Raw genomic sequence first — 16,878 nt, forward strand, 5'->3', positions numbered from 1 at the left:
CCGCTTTCGGATCGGCAATCTGCAGGCTTGGTAGTCCGAGCGAGCCTGACTGACCCCAAGACAACTCTGGATCTTGTCCGATTCGGTGACAGAGCGGGAGACAGGAACTCCCCGAAAGCTATTCCCGAGATGGAGCGCACCTTCGCCCGCGGCTCAGCGCTCGCCCTTGGCCCGGGGAGGCGGGTGAGGAAGACGCAGTTGGAAGCATGCGCCGGTGTCGGAGGGGGCGAAGACAAGGGTGCCTTGGCGGTGGGCGAGTTCGCGTGCGATGGGCAGGCCCAGCCCGGTGCCCCCGCGGTCGCGGGAGCGGGCGTCGACGAGCCGGACGAAGCGTTCGAGGACGCGTTCGGCGTTCTCGGCGGGTACGCCCGGCCCGGCACCGTGGACGGACAGGATGACGTGCTGGTCCTGGGTCCGGACGGTGACCTGGACGCGGCTTGTGGCATGGCGGGTGGCGTTGTCGACGAGGTTGCGTCGTGCACGTAGGCGGGTCCGGTGGCGTCCGTGTTGAGCGCCGGCGGGCGGTCGGGCGGCTGTTCGTACCGTTCGGTCAGCTGGGAGACGACGCGGCGATCTGGTCGGTGACGGTGGCGACGACGGCGCTCGCGTGGATGGGGTGGGTATCGAGCAGGACCCGGGCGTCGGGTGCGGGGCCAGGGCCGCGGCCTCATCTGTGCAGTCGTGCCGCCCTGGGCAGCAGCTGCCGCCTAACGGCCGCTGGAGTGCGATGGGCGGACTGGTTTCGTGAGGGACTGCCTGGGGTCCAATGTTTGAATGGCACGCTGGGTGCCTCGTGCGTCAAGAAGCCGCACGCAACGCACACAGTGCACGTAACGCACGCAAGCGCTTTGACCAGAATGTCCTCCACGGAGTGCTGACCTGCGGCTACTTCCACGCGTTTGCGTTCCACATGTTTCGCGATGACGCACCACGTGGAGTGCGTGGCCATCCTCGAACCGGTCGCGAAGGGCTCCTGACCTGCGGTTCCATCGGGTCTGCCGTGCCGGCGGTGAAGCGGGACCTGGCGTGATCGAGGGGTGCAGCCCGGTCTGACCGGGCAGCCCCCGACACCAGGGTGCCCGGCGCGGGGGCTCGGGATCGCCGAGCGCGGGGGGCGGTGGCAGACTCCACGGGCGGCGTTCGTGGTTCGTGTGGTGCCTGAGAGGATGCGTTCCTGCACGGGCCCAGGCTTGTCGCTCCAGGTCAGGACCCGTGGGTCGGCGGTGGAGCGGACGGGCAGCACGTGCGCCGGACCCATCGCCATGCGCCGACCAGCACGGTCGATCGCTCTGCAGCTCGACCACCCCACCACACCGGACGACGAGGACCCCATGCGTACCCGCACCACGCTCATTGCCGCAGGCTTGCTCGCAACGCTCACCGCGTGCGGCGGCGATCCGGCGTACACCGTTGTCGATGTGCGGGACAGCGGCATCATGCGGACGGCGGACCTGCAACAACCGGATGCCACCCGAGCCGAGGCGGAACAGGCGATCCGGGACTACGCCGACACCATCGAGGGCCCCAAGTGGGCCACCGTGACCCTGTACAGCGATCTCGCCGAGGGGGAGCTGTGCCGAGGAATCTGGGTGAAGGACCAGGAGACCTCCGAGAAGTTGTCCGGAGGGTCCTTCACGTCCGACACGTGGCCTGCCCTGCGAGTGCAGTGTCCCTAACCGCACGCGCCCGTCGGTCAGTTGGGCCGACGTGCCGGAATCCGGTGTCCCCAAGGAGGTATGACGGAGGGGCGGTACGGGCCAGGGGACGCATAGCGTCTGCGTCGCCGTTCGGACCGTGTCGCAGCAGCCCGCCAACGGCCGCACCCCGCGCCATACCTGATGCGTCATCAGGTGTGGGCGAAGGGTGCGGCGCGCCCGGGTGACGGCCGGCGGGCGCGGGGGTTCAGGGGCGGGCGTCGGCGGTGGGCTGCGTCCGGGCGGGGTGGCCGGGCGCCCCGGGTGCGGCCGGTTCGCCGGTGCGGAGGCCGGTCATGCCGATGGCGGTGAGCACCGCTGCGACGGCGGCCGCGGCGGCGCACACCAGGAACGCGGTGCTGAAGCCGCTGCCCAGGGCGTCCAGGGCCAGGCCGTGCGCAGCGGACCCGGGAGCGCCCGGCGGCAGGCTGTTCACGGCGAGGGGGCCGCCGGCCGCGGCGATCTCGTGGGCTGCCGCGGCCTCGGCGGCCGGCAGCGGGGTGCCGGCGAGGTTCGCGGCGAACGCCGACCCCGCGCCGCCGAGGGCTACGGCGCCGACGACGACCGGGCCGAGGGCGAACCCGAGGTCGCGCAGCATGTTGGTGGTGGCGCTGGCCATGCCCGCCAGGTGCGGGGGCACGCTGCCCAGTGCCACGGCCGTCACGGAGCTGACGGTCAGGGCGAATCCGGCGCCGATCAGCAGGGCGGGTGCCACGAACGCGCCGAGCCGCGGGTCGGTCACGTCCAGCCGGGAGCACAGCAGGCAGCCGGCCGCCATCAGGACGAATCCCGAGGACAGCAGCCAGGACGGGGCCACCCGGTGCAGCAGCCGGGAGACGACGGGGATGAGCAGGAAGGCCGGCCCCTGGAGGAGCAGGAACGGCAGTGCCACCCGCATCGGGTCCTGGTGCTGCACCGGCCCCAGCCACATGCTCGTCGCGAAGCAGGCGCCGAGGAAGGCGAGCATGCCGACGACCGCGGCGACGGACGAGACGGCGAAGGCCCGGTTGCGGAACAGCCGCAGGTCGAGGATGGGGGACTTGGCCCGCAGTTCCACCACGACGAACGCCGCGAGGAACATCGCGCCGAGGCAGAGCGAGAGGACGACGGGCAGGGTCGTCCAGCCCGACTCGGGGCCCTCGACGGTGCCGTACAGCACCAGGACGAGGCCCGGCGCGAAGGTGAGCTGGCCGGCCACGTCCAGTGTGCGGCCTTCAGGTGCCTTCGACTCCTTCGCCAGGGCCTTGGTGAGCACCATGCTGATCACGGCGAGGCCGACGAGCACCCAGAAGGAGCCGCGCCACGTCCCGATCCTGGCGAACACGCCGCCGAGCAGGGGGGACACGGCGGCGCCGGCGGACAGGAACCCGCTCCAGACGGCGACGGCGTGCGCCCGCTGCCGTGCGTCGCGGGTGAACGCGGTGAGCGCGGTGAGCGATCCGGGGAACATGGCCCCGGCGCCGAGTCCGTTCAGGGCGGCGCCGAGCCAGAGCACCTGGACGGTCGGGGCGAGTGCGGCGACGGTGCTGCCGACGGCGATCAGGGCGGTGCCCGCGAGGACGAGCCTGCGGCGTCCGAACAGGTCGCCGAGGACACCGAAAGTGAACTCGAAACACACCACCGCGATCATGAACGCGGCGGTGATCCAGGTGAGTTGTGAGCCGTGGGTGTTCAGGTCCTGCTGGAAGAGTCCGTTCAGCGAGGCCGGCAGTGCGTTCGCGACCTGGGCCACGAAGACCGCGCCGCAGGCGGCAGCCAGTGTGCCCGCGTAGCCCGGCGTCCGGGCGGCCCCCGCGGTGGGGCCCGGGGACGTCGTCGTCCCGTTGGTGAGTGTCATCGCTTGTTCTCCCTGGCTGGGGACTTCGGGTCGCCTGCGGAGGGGGACCTCGAAGTGTGGAAGCGCTCGGCTCCGCGCACGCGGTGGGGGAGAGGGGGCGCGGCGCGCGTCCTGCGCGGTGCCGAGGAGGATGACACTTGGCTTTACGGCGCGTCAATGAAACGTGCAGGAAATAATGAATGCAACCTTGACGTAAGGAATGGTGGGGCTACGGCCGGCCGGCCAGGTCCTCTTCGAGGGAGTGCGCCGCTGCCTCGAGCGTGGCGACCAGGGAGCGCAGGCGCTGCGGGTCGTAGCGCAGGCTGGGCATCGAGACGGAGAGACCGGCCAGCGCGGTGCCGTCCCGGTCGCGTACCAGGACGCCGACGGCGACGAGACCGCGTTCGGACCGCTCGCGGTTGACGGCGAAACCGCTGCGGCGCGAGCGCCTGAGCTCGGTGCGCAGCTGTGCGAGGTCGGGGCGGTCGGCCGGGCGGTCGCGGTAGCGCTCGGGGGCGTAGACCTGCTCCAGCTCCTCGTCCGGCAGTTCGGCGAGGAGGAGAAGTCCCGCCGTGGTGCGGTGGGCGGGGAAGACCATCCCCTCACGGGAGCCGACCCGAAGGGCCTGCCGGCATTCGACGCCGGCGACGAACCGCACCGTGTCCCCGGTGCGCACGATCAGGTTCGTGGTCTCGTCGAGGAGGTCGACGACCCGGTGCAGGTGGGGAAGGGCCGCCGTGCGCAGCCGTGACACGAGCGACTGGGAGTGGGCGGCCAGCTCCAGCACCGGGCCCGCGCGGTAGACGCGGTCCTCGCCCCGCACGGCGAAGTCCCGGTAGACGAGCATCGCCAGGACGCGGTGGGCCGTGGACCGGGCGACACCCAGGCGCTCCGCGAGCTGTGCCACGGTCGCCCCGCCCTCCAGCTGCAGGATGGTCGCGGTGCGCAGCGCGTGGTCCACGCTGGCGATGGGGTAGGGCGGCGGCGACTTCAGCGGCTTGTCCATGGCGTGCTCCCGAATTCTGCTGTGCAGAATCTACATGTTCTGTCAGCAGACGCCGTGCACGCTGGCTCCGTGACTGAGTCCTCCCTCACCCCAGACATCGCCACGGGCTCCCCGGTGCGGCTCCAGGCCGTCGCCGCCGAGGGGCAGCCCGAGGTCACCCCGGCGCTCGAGGAGCTGTACCGGGGCTTCGAGCGGGAACTGCTCGTCCCGCTGTGGACCGAGATCGGTGACCTGATGCCCGCCCACCCGCGCTCGCGCGCCGTGCCGCACCTGTGGCGCTGGGAGCGGCTGCGCGAGCTCGCCGCACAGGCCGGCGACGCCGTACCGGTCGGGCGGGGCGGGGAGCGCCGCGCGATCGCGCTGGCCAACCCGTCCCTCGGCGGCAGGCCCTTCGCCACGCCGACGCTGTGGGCCGCCATCCAGTACCTCATGCCGGGCGAGGACGCCCCCGAGCACCGCCACACCCAGCACGCCTTCCGTTTCGTCGTCGAGGGCTCGGGTGTGTGGACGGTCGTCGGCGGCGACCCCGTGCCGATGAACCGCGGCGACTTCCTCCCGCAGGCAGGCTGGAACTGGCACGCCCACCACAACGCCACCAGCGAGCCGATGGCCTGGATCGACGGCCTGGACATCCCGTTCCAGTACCTCACCGAGGCGCAGTTCTTCGAGTTCGGCCGCGACGGGATCGGCGACACCGAGCGGATCACCCCCGAGCGGTCCCGCTCCGAGCGGCTGTGGGGCCACCCCGGTCTGCGCCCGCTGTCGGCTGCGCCCGCCACGCCCGGCAGCCCCCTGCTGTCGTACAAGTGGGAGTACACGGACGCGGCCCTGCGCGACCAGCTGCTGCTGGAGAGGGAGGGTTACGGCGGCACCGTCGGGCCCGGTCACGCGGCGGTGCGCTACAGCAATCCCCACGACGGCTCCGACGTCCTGCCGACGATCCGCGCCGAGTTCCACCGCGTCGCCCGCGGCGCCGAGACCGCACCGGTGCGCGAGACCGGTTCCTCCGTCCACCAGGTCTTCGACGGCTCCGGCGTGGTCACCGTCGGCGACAGGTCCTGGACGGTCGCGCGCGGCGACCTGTTCGTCGTCCCGTCCTGGGAGCCGTTCTCCGTGAGGTCCGAGGCCGGTGCGTCCGACTCCGACTCCGGCGCCCTCGACCTGTTCCGATTCTCCGACGCGCCCGTCTTCGAGGCGCTGAGGCTCGACCGCACCCTGAAGGACGCCTGACCATGAAACTCGCCACCCTCCGCACCGCCGACGGCACCCGGGCGGTCCGCCTCGACGGCGACACCCTCGTCGACCTGGGCTACGCCGACCTCGGCGAGCTGTTCGCCGAGGACGACTGGCGCGGCAAGGCCGCCGCCGCGTCCGGTACCGCCCACCCCGTCGAGGGCGCCGACTTCGCGCCGGTCGTCCCGAACCCCTCCAAGATCGTCTGCGTCGGCCACAACTACACCGGCCACATCAAGGAGATGGGACGGGAGCTGCCCGGCCACCCGACCCTGTTCCCCAAGTTCGCCGAGACCCTGATCGGCGCGAACGACGACATCGCCGAGCCGGCCGAGACCGACAGCCTCGACTGGGAGGTCGAACTGGCGGTCGTCATCGGCAAGCGGGTCCGGCGCGCCGACGAGCGGCAGGCCGCCGACGCCATCGCCGGCTTCACCGTCATGAACGACATCTCGCTGCGCGACTGGCAGTTCCGCACCGTCGAGTGGACCCAGGGCAAGATCTGGGAGGCCACCACGCCGGTCGGACCGTATGTCGTCACCCCCGACGAGGTCGGCGGCGTACGCCCCGCGCTCGAGGTGACGACGGTCGTCGACGGGGAGGTCATGCAGCGGGACGACACCGGCACGCTGCTGTTCGACCCGGTCTTCCTGGTGCGGTACATCTCCACCGCCATCACCCTGAACCCCGGCGACATCATCGCCACCGGCACTCCGGCCGGCGTCGGCAACGCCCGCGACCCGAAGGTGTTCCTGCGGCCCGGCCAGAGAGTCGTCACGCGGATCGCCGGTATCGGCGCCTGCTCCAACAGGGTGGTCGAGGGATGACCGGCGCCGCACGGACCCTCGACGACGCCCGCGCCTGGGCGCGCACCGGCACCGGGCTCGTGCTCGACGCCGTCGCCGCGCTGGACGAGGACGCGTTCTCGGCCCCCAGCGTGCTGCCGGACTGGACGCGCAAGCACCTGGCGGCGCACGTCGCCGCCAACGCCGACGCGCTGGGCAACCTGGTGCACTGGGCCGCCACCGGCGAGGAGACCCCCATGTACGCCTCCGCCGGGGAGCGCGCCGCCGGCATCGCGAAGGGCCCGGCCCGGTCGGGCGGCGAACTGCGGTCCTGGCTGGCGGACTCCGCGCGGGAGCTCGAAGCGGGACTCGACCGGCTCACCGGGACGCAGTGGGGCCGCCGGGTCGTCACCGCGCAGGGACGTACCGTCCCCGCCACCGAACTGCCGTGGATGCGGGCCCGTGAGGTCTGCGTCCACGCCGTCGACCTCGGCACCGGCAGTGTCACCTTCGGCGACCTGCCGACGGGCTTCCTGACCGCGCTCGTCGCCGAGATCACGGCGAAGCGCGGACTGACCGAGCTGCCGGACGGGGAGCTTCCGGAGGTCGCCGCCTGGCTGGCGGGCCGGCCCCACACGCTCGACGGCGCCCCCGAACTCGGCCCCTGGCTGTAGAGGAGTCACCCATGTCCCACCCCGATGTGATCGTCGTCGGCGGCGGCCTCGGCGGCCTCGGCGCCGCGTTCTCGCTCAGCCGCCAGGGCCTGGCCGTCCGGCTGCTGGAGAGCGCCCCCGCCTTCGGCGAGGTCGGCGCCGGCATCCAGCTCGCCCCCAACTGCACCCGCATCCTCGACGACTACGGCCTCCTCGACGAGGCCAGGAGCCTCGGCGTCCTCCCCGACGCGATGGTCATGCGGGACGCCGTCGACGGCGCGGAGCTGACCCGCCTCGACCTGCGCCACCTGGAGGAGAGGTACGGCTACCCCTACCTGGTCGTCCACCGCAGCGACCTGCACGGCCTGCTGCTGCGGGCCTGCGGGCGCGCCGGGGTCGAGCTCGTCAACGACGCCCGGGTGACCTCGTACGAGAACACCGGCGGCGGCGCACGCGTGACCCTCGCCTCCGGCGCCGCCCACGAGGCCGGCATGGTGATCGCCGCCGACGGCCTGCACTCGGCCGCCCGCGGACTGTTCGTCGACGACCGGCCGGTCTCCTCGGCGTACGTCGCCTACCGCGGCACCGTCCCCGCCGAGCAGCCACGCGTGCGGAACACAGACCTCGGCGAGGTCGTCGTGTACGTCGGGCCCCACTGCCACTTCGTCCACTACGGGCTGCGCGGCGGCGAGATGCTGAACCAGGTCGCCGTCTTCGAGTCGCCCAAGGCGCTCGCCGGCCAGGACGACTGGGGCACCCCCGACGAGCTCGACGCGGCCTTCGCCGGCACCTGCGACGCCGTCCGCGAAGGACTCCCCTTCATGTGGCGGGGCAAGTGGTGGCGGATGTTCGACCGGAACCCGATCTCCCGCTGGGTGCACGGCCGGATCGCCCTGCTCGGCGACTCCGCGCACCCGCCGCTGCAGTACATCGCGCAGGGCGCCGTCATGGCCGTGGAGGACGGCTGGGTGCTCGGCGAGCACGTCGGCCTGCACCGCGCCGGGGACGGCACCGTCGACTGGACCGCCGCACTCGCCGCCTACGAGGCCGTCCGGGCCGAACACTGCCGGCGCGTGCAGACCACCTCCCGTGCCTGGGGCGAGCTGTGGCACCTCGACGGACTCGCCCGAGAGCAGCGCAACGCCCTGCTGCGCGCCCGCGACACCTACGACTACTCCTTCACCGACTGGCTGTACGGGCCGACCGCCCTGACGCCGGACCAGGAACCGGACATGTTCACGCCCGTCCCGCTGGACTCGGCGGCCGTCGGCGGGGCGGCCCTGGCCGGAGGCGCGGCATGAACGGCGCCCGCCTCCCCGCGGCTGTCCGCACCCCGTGCGGCCGGTTCGGCGGCGTTCTCCCCGGGGTGCGCTCCGACGACCTCGCCGCGACCGCGCCGACCGGCCTCCCCGGCAAGGCCCCGGACCCGCACCGCTCCGCCGCCGGCGACGTGGTGCGGGGCGACTTCGAGGGCGCCGGCGAGGAGAATGGCGACGACAGTGGCGACGACGGCCGGGCGGCGGCGCTGCCGGCCGGACTGCCGGTGAGCGTGCCCGCGGCGACGGCCGGCCGGCTGTGCGGCTCGGGCCGCGACGCGGCGGTCACGGCCTCCCGCATCCCCGGCGCGGGCCGGGCCCTCGCCGTCGTACGGGAGAGCGCGACGACAGAGGAGGGCCCACGATGACCACGACCATCGCCGCCACGACCGACGAGGCCGTCGCCGGCGTCGCGGACGGCGCCACGGTCCTGGTGGGCGGATTCGGCCTGGCCGGAATGCCGTTCGACCTGATCGACGCCCTCATCCGGCAGGGCGCCGGGGACCTGACGATCGTCTCCAACAACGCGGGCAACGGTGACGTCGGCCTGGCCGCGCTGCTCGGGGCGGGCCGGGTGCGCAAGGTGATCTGCTCCTTCCCCCGGCAGAGCGACTCCCATGTCTTCGACGCCCTCTACCGGGCCGGCCGGGTCGAGCTGGAGGTCGTGCCCCAGGGCACGCTCGCCGAGCGGATGCGGGCCGCCGGGGCCGGCATCGGCGCCTTCTACAGTCCGGTCGGCGCCGGCACACCCCTGGCCGAGGGCAAGGAGACCCGGGAGATCGACGGACGGGCGCACGTCCTGGAGTTCCCCCTGAAGGGCGACCTGGCGCTGATCGCGGCGCACCGCGCGGACACCGCGGGGAACCTGGTGTACCGCAGGACCGCCCGGAACTTCGGCCCCGTCATGGCCACCGCCGCCCGTACCGTCGTCGCCCAGGTGACCGAGATCGTGACCGCCGGCGGGATCGACCCGGAGACCGTGGTCACCCCGGGCATCTACGTCGACCGCCTGGTGCGGGCCGATGCCCGCCGCCTGACCGTGGAAGGAGCCCGCTGATGAGGACCGCCGCCGTGGAGCGGGCCGACCGGCCCCCGCTCACCACCGACGAACTCGCCGCCCGCATCGCCCGCGACATCCCGGCCGGCTCCTACGTAAACCTCGGCATCGGGCAGCCGACCCGGATCGCGGAGCACCTGCCGTGGGACGCCGGGGTCGTGCTGCACACCGAGAACGGCATGCTCGGCATGGGCCCGGCCGCCACCGGCGACGAGATCGACCCCGACCTCACCAACGCCGGCAAGGTGCCCGTGACCGAGCTGCCCGGAGCCGCCTACTTCCACCACGCCGACTCCTTCGCGATGATGCGCGGCGGGCACCTGGACGTGTGCGTCCTCGGCGCCTTCCAGGTCTCCCGGTACGGGGACCTCGCCAACTGGCACACCGGCGAACCCGACGCGATCCCCGCCGTCGGCGGCGCCATGGACCTCGCCGTGGGGGCCCGGCAGGTGTTCGTGATGATGAAGCTGTTCACCCGGGACGGTGCGCCCAAGCTGGTGCCCGCGTGCACCTACCCCCTCACCGGACCCCGCTGCGTCCACCGCGTCTACACCGACCACGGCGTCTTCGCCGTCGGCCCGGACGGCGTCCGCGTGCGGGAGACGTACGGCATCTCCGTCGCCGCGCTGCGGGAGCGCCTGGCCGTCGAGCTGACGGGGTGACGGGCTTGCGGGCTGACAGGGCGGCGGGTGCCGGCGGGTTCGGAGGGCTGACCGGGCTGGTGGTTTACGCGGTGTCGTGAGTGCGGTCTGCACGTAAGCCGAGCGTTCGCCGTGCCGGGGCGGGGTTAGGATCTCCGGCATGGCGAACCTTCGTGAGGCGCAGAAGCAGCTGACCCGTCGTCTGCTGCTGGAGTCGGGACTGCGGCTCTTCACGGCGAAGGGGTACGCCGCCACCACGGTGGACGACATCGCCACCGCCGCGGGCACCACGCGCGTCACCTTCTACGCGTACTTCCCGTCCCGCAGCGAGCTGATGCGGGCGCTCATCGACGAGCAGCTCAACGAGGTGCTGCGGCGCGTCCGTTCGCCCGAGCACGGCTCCACCGCCCGGGACCTGGTGGCGACCGTCGCCGAAGGGACACCGGAGGCGATCACGGCCTGGCTGCGCCGGACCGCCGAGAGCTGGTCCGAGATCCGCCCGATCATCCGCATCGGCCGGGACGCCGCGGTCGTCGACCCCGACCTGCCCGACCTGGTGGAACGCTGGCTGGAGGAGGCCGTCGGCGACATCGAGGACGGCCTCACCGCGGCCGGCCGGTTCGCACCCCACCAGCGGCACTTCCGGGGGGTGCTCGCCATGTCCCAGCTCGACTACGTGGCCCAGCACGGGGACGACTCCGACTGGAAGCTCACCCGCGACCAGATGCTGGAAGAGCTGGCCGACAGCTGGGTGCGCCTGCTGACCTGACCGGCTTCCGGGCGCCCCGCCTCCGGCGCCCGCGGCCCGTACCCCTGACCTCTGGCGCCCGCGGCCCGCCTACGACCGCCTTCCGGCGCCAGGCGTCCGACGTCGGAGCTCCACCGCGCCGTCCCGGAGCGGCGGTGGCCGACCGGACGGTACCCGAGGGCGCACGTGTCCGGATTCCCGTCGTGCCGCGGGTCGCAGCCGACGGCGCGGAACGGGAACGTGCCCCGCGGGGGTCCCGGTCCTCTCCACCGTGACGCCGCGCGTGATCCGGTCCACCGTGATGCGGCGGCCCCGGCCCATGCGGGCCGGGACGGCCGACCGGCGGCGCGGGCCTCGTCCAGCGGTTCTCGGCGATCCGGCGGGCCGCGCGACGCGTGTGTACCGGCGGTCCCGCCCCGGCGGCCTCCGCCGTGACAGCCCTCGCCCCGGCGGGGTGCCCGTCCCCGCCTCGCGGAGGCGGGGACGGGCTGCCCGATGCCCCGCGCGGGACCTGCCCGGCCGTGCACGCCGGGCAGGTCCCGCGCCGAACAGCGGACGACCCGCGCGTGGACACCCGCGGTGCGTCCGGTGCCTCCGCCGTGTCCCGGTCCGGCGCGTCTGCGGTGTCCCCGTCCGGCCGTCCGCGGACCTCTCCCCGGCCTTTCGCGGCCCTCGTCCCGCCCGCTTCCGGACGCCTTCCGGCCCGCGCCGGACGTCCGGCGCCGCTCTCGCTCCCCGGCGCCTGCCGGGCGCCTTCCCCTCTCCTTCCGGTCCCGCGCAAGGCGTTCAGTCATGCTCGCGCAACCAGCGGGCAATTGTTTTTTCGTGGTGTTCGTTTCATTGACGGCATGTAAAGCGAATGGCTACCGTGATGGCAGCCACAGGGTGCGTGGGCACCCCGCGCCGGAGATGTGAGGCATGCGCATGAGCGTCGAGAGCACCACCGTCAACACCGTCCTCGGCCCCGTGCCGGCCGCGGAGCTGGGCGTCGTCTCGGTCCACGAAGCGCTGCTGTCGGTGGTGCCGGGCGCCGAGCACGCCCACGACATCACCATCGACCGCGCCGAGATCTTCGAGACCCTCGCCGCCCGCCTGAGGGACTTCAGGGCGCACGGCGGCGGCACGATCGTCGACAGCACCGGCATGTTCCACGGCCGGGACGTCCGGCTGTACGAGACCCTCTCCCGCGCCACCGGCGTGCACATCGTCGCCTCGACGGGCCAGGGCCCGGAGGAGCTGCTCGGCGGCTACTTCCTCACCCCGCAGACCAACCCGCCGACGCCGTGGCCGGCCGAGAAGTTCGCCGACCTCTTCACCAGGGAGATCACCGAGGGCATGGTCGTCCCGCGTGTCGAGCGGCGCGGCGCCGCCGGCCTGGTCGCCACCGCGGCCACCCGCACCGGCATGACCGCGACCGACGAGAGCCTGTTCCGCGGTGCGGCCCGCGCCGCGCTCGCCACCGGCGTCCCCGTCTCCCTCCGCTACGGCAAGGACGCCCCGCACGACCTCGGTCTGGTCCTGGACGAGAAGCTGCCCGCCGACCGGGTCGTCGTCGGCGGACTGGACCGCAGGGACGCCGTCGCCGCCGGAGCGCCCCTGGAGGTCGCCCGCCGCGGCGCGTACGTCGCGCTCGACCGCGTGGGCACGCGGGACGAGGACCACGTGACGGACGCCGAACGCGTCGCCCTCGTGCTGGAGCTGGCCGAGGCCGGTCTCGTCGGCCGGGTGCTGCTGTCGGCCGGCGCCACCGGCGTCGCCAAGGGCCACCCGGGCAACGACCTGCCGTACAGCCACGTCCTGACCGGCTTCGTCCCGCTCCTCGAGGCCCGGGGCCTCGGCGCGGACGACGTACGGCGGATTCTCGTGGACAACCCGCGGGACCTGCTGTCGGTGCGCTGAGCGCCCCGGCGGATACGGCCATCAAGTCTCTTTCCCGAAGGTGAGTGTGTTGTGTCGAGAGTGAACACGGTCCTGGGTCCCGTCCCGGCCGAGGAGCTGGGATTCGTCGCCGTCCACGAGCACATCGGGTACGGCATGCCCGGCTCCGAACTGGACACCAGGTGGTGGAAGACGCCCGAGGAGCGGTACGAGGAGACCGTCCCCAAGCTGCGCCGGTTCCACGAGCTGGGCGGCGGCACCTTCGTCGACGCCACCGGGATCTGCAACGGCCGCGACGTCGACCACTACAAGTCGCTGTCCGCGAAGACCGGCGTGCACATCGTCGCCTGCACCGGCTTCGTCGGCGGCGACACCGCCCTGCCGCACTTCGCGAACGCCGATGTCGACTACCTGACGCGGCAGTTCGTCCACGAGATCACCGTCGGCATCGGCGACACCGGCAGCCTCGCCGGCGTCATCAAGGTCGGTGTGAGCCGGGGCGGCCGGATGACCGGCCTGGACAAGCGGATCTACCGGGCCGCCGCCCGCGCCGCCCTCGCCACGGGCGCCCCCGTCCTCACCCACCTCGCGATCGACGCCGAGAACGCCGTCGCGATCTTCGAGGAGGAGCAACTGCCCCTGCACCGCGTCCTGTTCGGGCACGTCGACGACGGTGTCAACGCCGACCGGACGCGCGACGTGTGGATCGCCGAGCAGGGTGGCCGCATCGGCTTCGACACCTTCGGCTACGAGACCGAACTGCCCGACCCGCCGTTCTGGGCCCGCCCCCGCAAGGAACGCCTCGACCACTTCCTGCGCTTCGTCGACGGCGGCCGCCGGATCCACCAGGTCCTCGCCTCCGCCGACGCCAACTGCTCCCCGCTCGGCTGGCCCGGCGTCAAGGGGCACACCGTCAACTACCTCTTCGAGGACCTGATCCCGGACCTGCGCTCCGCCGGCCTCGACGACACGGCGATCAGGACCCTCTTCGTCGACAACCCTGCCGCCTTCCTGACCCTCCAGAAATAGAGAGAATCCACGATGCAGCCCTCGGACCTCGAGAAACTCACGATCGCCGTCGTCGGAGCCGGGTACGGCGGTGCCGCCGCCGCCAAGGCGCTCAGCCTCCTGGGCGCCAGGGTGGACGTCTACGAGCAGGCCGCCCGGATCCACGAGGTCGGCGCCGGCATCGGCCTGCGCCCCGCCACCATGAACCGCTTCCGCGAGTGGGGCATCTTCGACGCCGTCGCCGGCGTCAGCTCGCCCAGCGACCGCTTCGAGATCCTCACCGCCACCGGCGACCCCCTCATGAAGGAGGCGTGGCCCGCCGACGGCGACCAGGTCCACACCCACCTGATCCACCGCGGCGACTTCATCGACGCCCTCCTGGGCGCGCTCCCCGAGGGCATGGTGCACCTCGGCCGCAGACTGGAGGGCGTCGAGGACAGGGGCGGGGACGGCGCCGTCCTCACCTTCGCCGACGGCACCACCGCCGAGGCGGACCTGGTCGTCGGCGCCGACGGCATCAAGTCGGTCGTCCGCCGGCAGCTGTTCAGCCGCAAGCCCCCGGTGTTCTCCGGCGAGCACGCCTACCGCACGGTGATCTCCACCGACGCCGCCCACGGCATGGTCACCGACGACAACCTGCGCATGTACATCGGCCGCGGCACCAAGGTCTACCTGCTGCCGCTGCGCCACCGCGGCCAGGTGTCCTTCGATATCACGGCCCTCGACCCGGACGGCACCTGGGCGCCGCGGGTCACCAAGGAGGACCTGCTCAAGACGGTCGAGGGCTTCGACGAGCGGCTGGTGGCCATCACCCGCGACCTCGACATGGACACCGTGAACATCCGCGCGGTCTACGACATCGACCCCGTCGACACCTGGCACACGGACTCCGTCGTCCTGGTCGGCGACGCCGCCCACTCGATGCTCCACCACCAGGGCCAGGGCGCCAACTCGGCCATCGAGGACGGCGGCGCGCTCGCCGACGCCCTGAAGCGGGCCGGCTCCGTGAAGGAGGCGCTCGCCCTCTACCAGGCCACCCGCAAGCCGGTGACCGACGAACTGCAGCGCATCTCGCGCCAGGGCTGGACCGAGGAGGAGATCCACGAGGTCTTCCCCGGCCAGCGGCCTGCCGCCGAAGGACAGGAGTGACCCCGTGACGCTGCACCCCGAGATCGCCGCGTTCCTCGCCACCCGGCCGGCCCCGCCCGAGGGCCCGCTCGACCCCGCCGCCCTGCGCGCCGCCGACGAGGCGCACGTCGCCCCGCCCGGGGAGCGCCTGCCGCTGCACGCCGTCGAGGACATGACGGCCATGACGCCCGCCGGCGGCGTACCGGTCCGCGTCTACACACCCGCCGAGTCCGAACGCCACGGCCTCCTCGTGTACTTCCACGGCGGCGCCTTCTTCCTCGGCAGCCTCGACACCCATGACCACGTCGCCCGCTCGCTGGCGAAGGAGACCGGCCTCAAGGTCGTCTCCGCCGGCTACCGCCTGGCACCCGAGGCGGCCTTCCCGGCCGGCCTCGACGACTGCTGCGCGGTCGTGCGCTGGGCGGCGGGGGACGGCAGCGGACTGGACTGGGACGGCACGACCCTGGCCGTCGCCGGCGACAGCTCCGGCGGCACCCTCGCCGCGGCCGTCGCCGCCCGCGCCCATGACGACGGCTTCGACCGGATCACCCACCAGATCCTCTACTACCCGTCGCTCGACCTGGACTTCGACGCCGACCGCTACCCGTCGCTGCGGGAGAACGCCGTCGGCTACGGTCTGGAGACCGCCGGACTGAAGCCGTTCAACGCGTTCTACCTCGACAGCGGCGCCGATCCCGCCGACCCGCTCGTGTCGCCCGTCAAGCGGGCCGACCTCACCGGCCTGCCGCCGGCCCTGGTCGTCACCGCCGAACACGACCCGATGCGCGACGAGGGCGAGCTCTACGGCGCCCGGCTGCGCGACGCAGGCGTCCCGGCGACGGTCAGCCGGTACGCGGGCGCGGGCCACGGCTTCGTCCAGCACTTCTCGTGGATCCCGGAGTACCACCGGGTCTTCGAGGAGACCGCCGCCTTCCTCGGCCGGCGCCGGACGGGCGGGGAGGGGACACCATGACGCACGACCCGGTCGCCGTCCACCCCCTGGTCTCGCCGTGGGGCCGGTTCGGGCTGTACAGCTTCTTCATCGACGCGCCCGAACCGGCGATCGTCGACACCGGCATCGCCTCCTCGCCCGCCGAAGGCATGGCCCCCGCGCTCCGGGCCGCCGGACGCCGCATCGAGGACGTGCGGTGGATCCTGCTGACGCACGGTCACATCGACCACGTCGGCGGCGCCCACGCCCTGTGGGAACTCACCGGACGCCGCGCCCGGGTCGTGATCCACGAGGCCGACGCGCCGATGCTCCGCTCGCGCCGCGCGCACGTCGAGGAGTACCTCGCCGGCCGGGGCCGGTACCTGGACGACCCCGGCGGCGAGGCGAGGGTGACGGCAGCCGCGAACGCCGTCATCTCCGGCGAGATGGAGCCCTCCCTGCTGGTGAGGGGCGGCGAGACGCTCTCCCTCGGCGGCGGCGTCACCGTGTCGGTCCACGCGGTCCCCGGCCACACCCCGGGCTCCGTCGCGTACGTCGTGGACGGGCAGCGCTCCGTCTTCACCGGCGACGCCGTCCAGGTGCACGGCGCCGCCAACGGCTTCCCCGGCTACACGGACCCCGCGGCCTACCGCGCGAGCCTGGAGCACCTGCGCGACGAGGTCCGCCCGCGCCGCCTCTACCTGGGGCACCCCTACCGCAGCGCCGACGGCACCCCGTACGGCGTCGAACTCGACGAGACGCAGGCCCGGGAGGCCGTCACCCGGAGTCTGGACATCGAGGAGCAGGTCGCCGCGGCCGCCCGCCGATGCCTGGCCGCGGGCCTGCGGCGGACGGACTCCCCGTACTCGCCGTTCGCCCCCGCCGCCGAGGAACTGGGCTACACCGGCGACCCGGCGCTTGAGCCGTCGCCGTTCTTCACCTCGATGCACGGCTACCGCCCGCGCAACCAGAACCCGTGACCAG

17 protein-coding genes are annotated in these 16,878 nt (G+C 73.1%); 14 read left to right on the forward strand and 3 right to left on the reverse strand.

The genetic code is table 11. The features are described 5' to 3' along the window. Positions 1 to 153: 153 nt before the first annotated feature. Positions 154 to 768, reverse strand: a complete 615-nt coding sequence (locus IAG43_RS35230; RefSeq protein WP_187744614.1) for an ATP-binding protein — start codon at positions 766 to 768, stop codon at positions 154 to 156. A gap of 563 nt (positions 769 to 1,331) precedes the next feature. On the opposite strand from IAG43_RS35230, the gene IAG43_RS24305 reads away from it, so the two are divergent. Further along, on the forward strand, positions 1,332 to 1,676 hold the full coding sequence (locus tag IAG43_RS24305; protein ID WP_187742811.1) for a hypothetical protein: 345 nt from the start codon (positions 1,332 to 1,334) through the stop codon (positions 1,674 to 1,676). A gap of 226 nt (positions 1,677 to 1,902) precedes the next feature. On the opposite strand, the gene IAG43_RS24310 is transcribed toward IAG43_RS24305, so the two are convergent. Beyond that, positions 1,903 to 3,531 (reverse strand): MFS transporter, encoded by a 1,629-nt coding sequence (locus IAG43_RS24310; protein WP_187742812.1) that lies wholly within the window; start codon positions 3,529 to 3,531, stop codon positions 1,903 to 1,905. A 208-nt stretch (positions 3,532 to 3,739) separates the two neighbouring features. Beyond that, positions 3,740 to 4,516 carry an IclR family transcriptional regulator gene (locus IAG43_RS24315; protein ID WP_187742813.1) on the reverse strand — a complete coding sequence of 259 codons (777 nt, stop codon included), beginning with the start codon at positions 4,514 to 4,516 and terminating at the stop codon, positions 3,740 to 3,742. A 69-nt stretch (positions 4,517 to 4,585) separates the two neighbouring features. Between IAG43_RS24315 and IAG43_RS24320 the strand changes: the two genes are divergently transcribed. From IAG43_RS24320 to IAG43_RS24380, 13 genes are all read left to right on the forward strand, one after another. Then, positions 4,586 to 5,746 carry a cupin domain-containing protein gene (locus IAG43_RS24320; RefSeq protein WP_187742814.1) on the forward strand — a complete coding sequence of 387 codons (1,161 nt, stop codon included), beginning with the start codon at positions 4,586 to 4,588 and terminating at the stop codon, positions 5,744 to 5,746. Positions 5,747 to 5,748: 2 nt separating this feature from the next. Beyond that, positions 5,749 to 6,576: a fumarylacetoacetate hydrolase family protein gene (locus IAG43_RS24325; protein ID WP_187742815.1), complete on the forward strand. Its 828-nt coding sequence runs from the start codon at positions 5,749 to 5,751 to the stop codon at positions 6,574 to 6,576. Continuing rightward, positions 6,573 to 7,208 carry a maleylpyruvate isomerase N-terminal domain-containing protein gene (locus tag IAG43_RS24330; RefSeq protein ID WP_187742816.1) on the forward strand — a complete coding sequence of 212 codons (636 nt, stop codon included), beginning with the start codon at positions 6,573 to 6,575 and terminating at the stop codon, positions 7,206 to 7,208. Before IAG43_RS24325 ends, IAG43_RS24330 begins: the two co-directional genes overlap by 4 nt. 26 nt (positions 7,209 to 7,234) lie before the next feature. After that, positions 7,235 to 8,488 (forward strand): FAD-dependent monooxygenase, encoded by a 1,254-nt coding sequence (locus IAG43_RS24335; protein WP_187744615.1) that lies wholly within the window; start codon positions 7,235 to 7,237, stop codon positions 8,486 to 8,488. Beyond that, entirely contained in the window at positions 8,485 to 8,871 is a 387-nt protein-coding gene (locus tag IAG43_RS24340) for a thiolase family protein (protein ID WP_187742817.1), read from the forward strand. The genes IAG43_RS24335 and IAG43_RS24340 overlap by 4 nt, the downstream gene beginning before the upstream one ends. Continuing rightward, positions 8,868 to 9,560, forward strand: coding sequence for a 3-oxoacid CoA-transferase subunit A (locus IAG43_RS24345; protein ID WP_187742818.1), 693 nt, complete (start codon positions 8,868 to 8,870; stop codon positions 9,558 to 9,560). Before IAG43_RS24340 ends, IAG43_RS24345 begins: the two co-directional genes overlap by 4 nt. Continuing rightward, positions 9,560 to 10,222 (forward strand): 3-oxoacid CoA-transferase subunit B, encoded by a 663-nt coding sequence (locus tag IAG43_RS24350; RefSeq protein WP_187742819.1) that lies wholly within the window; start codon positions 9,560 to 9,562, stop codon positions 10,220 to 10,222. Before IAG43_RS24345 ends, IAG43_RS24350 begins: the two co-directional genes overlap by 1 nt. A 139-nt stretch (positions 10,223 to 10,361) precedes the next feature. Then, positions 10,362 to 10,970, forward strand: coding sequence for a TetR/AcrR family transcriptional regulator (locus tag IAG43_RS24355; RefSeq protein ID WP_187742820.1), 609 nt, complete (start codon positions 10,362 to 10,364; stop codon positions 10,968 to 10,970). Positions 10,971 to 11,873: 903 nt separating this feature from the next. Continuing rightward, complete coding sequence (locus IAG43_RS24360; protein WP_187742821.1) at positions 11,874 to 12,848, forward strand: phosphotriesterase family protein; 975 nt, start codon at positions 11,874 to 11,876, stop codon at positions 12,846 to 12,848. 51 nt (positions 12,849 to 12,899) lie between these two features. After that, a complete protein-coding gene (locus tag IAG43_RS24365; protein ID WP_187742822.1) occupies positions 12,900 to 13,856 on the forward strand; it encodes a phosphotriesterase family protein in 957 nt (318 codons plus the stop codon). Between the two features lie 12 nt (positions 13,857 to 13,868). Next, positions 13,869 to 14,984, forward strand: a complete 1,116-nt coding sequence (locus IAG43_RS24370) for an FAD-dependent oxidoreductase (protein WP_187742823.1) — start codon at positions 13,869 to 13,871, stop codon at positions 14,982 to 14,984. A gap of 4 nt (positions 14,985 to 14,988) precedes the next feature. Continuing rightward, positions 14,989 to 15,936 carry an alpha/beta hydrolase gene (locus IAG43_RS24375; protein ID WP_187742824.1) on the forward strand — a complete coding sequence of 316 codons (948 nt, stop codon included), beginning with the start codon at positions 14,989 to 14,991 and terminating at the stop codon, positions 15,934 to 15,936. After that, entirely contained in the window at positions 15,933 to 16,874 is a 942-nt protein-coding gene (locus IAG43_RS24380) for an MBL fold metallo-hydrolase (RefSeq protein ID WP_187742825.1), read from the forward strand. The genes IAG43_RS24375 and IAG43_RS24380 overlap by 4 nt, the downstream gene beginning before the upstream one ends. Positions 16,875 to 16,878: the final 4 nt, after the last annotated feature.

This window comes from Streptomyces genisteinicus, from assembly GCF_014489615.1.
Taxonomy (GTDB): Bacteria; Actinomycetota; Actinomycetes; order Streptomycetales; family Streptomycetaceae; genus Streptomyces; species Streptomyces genisteinicus.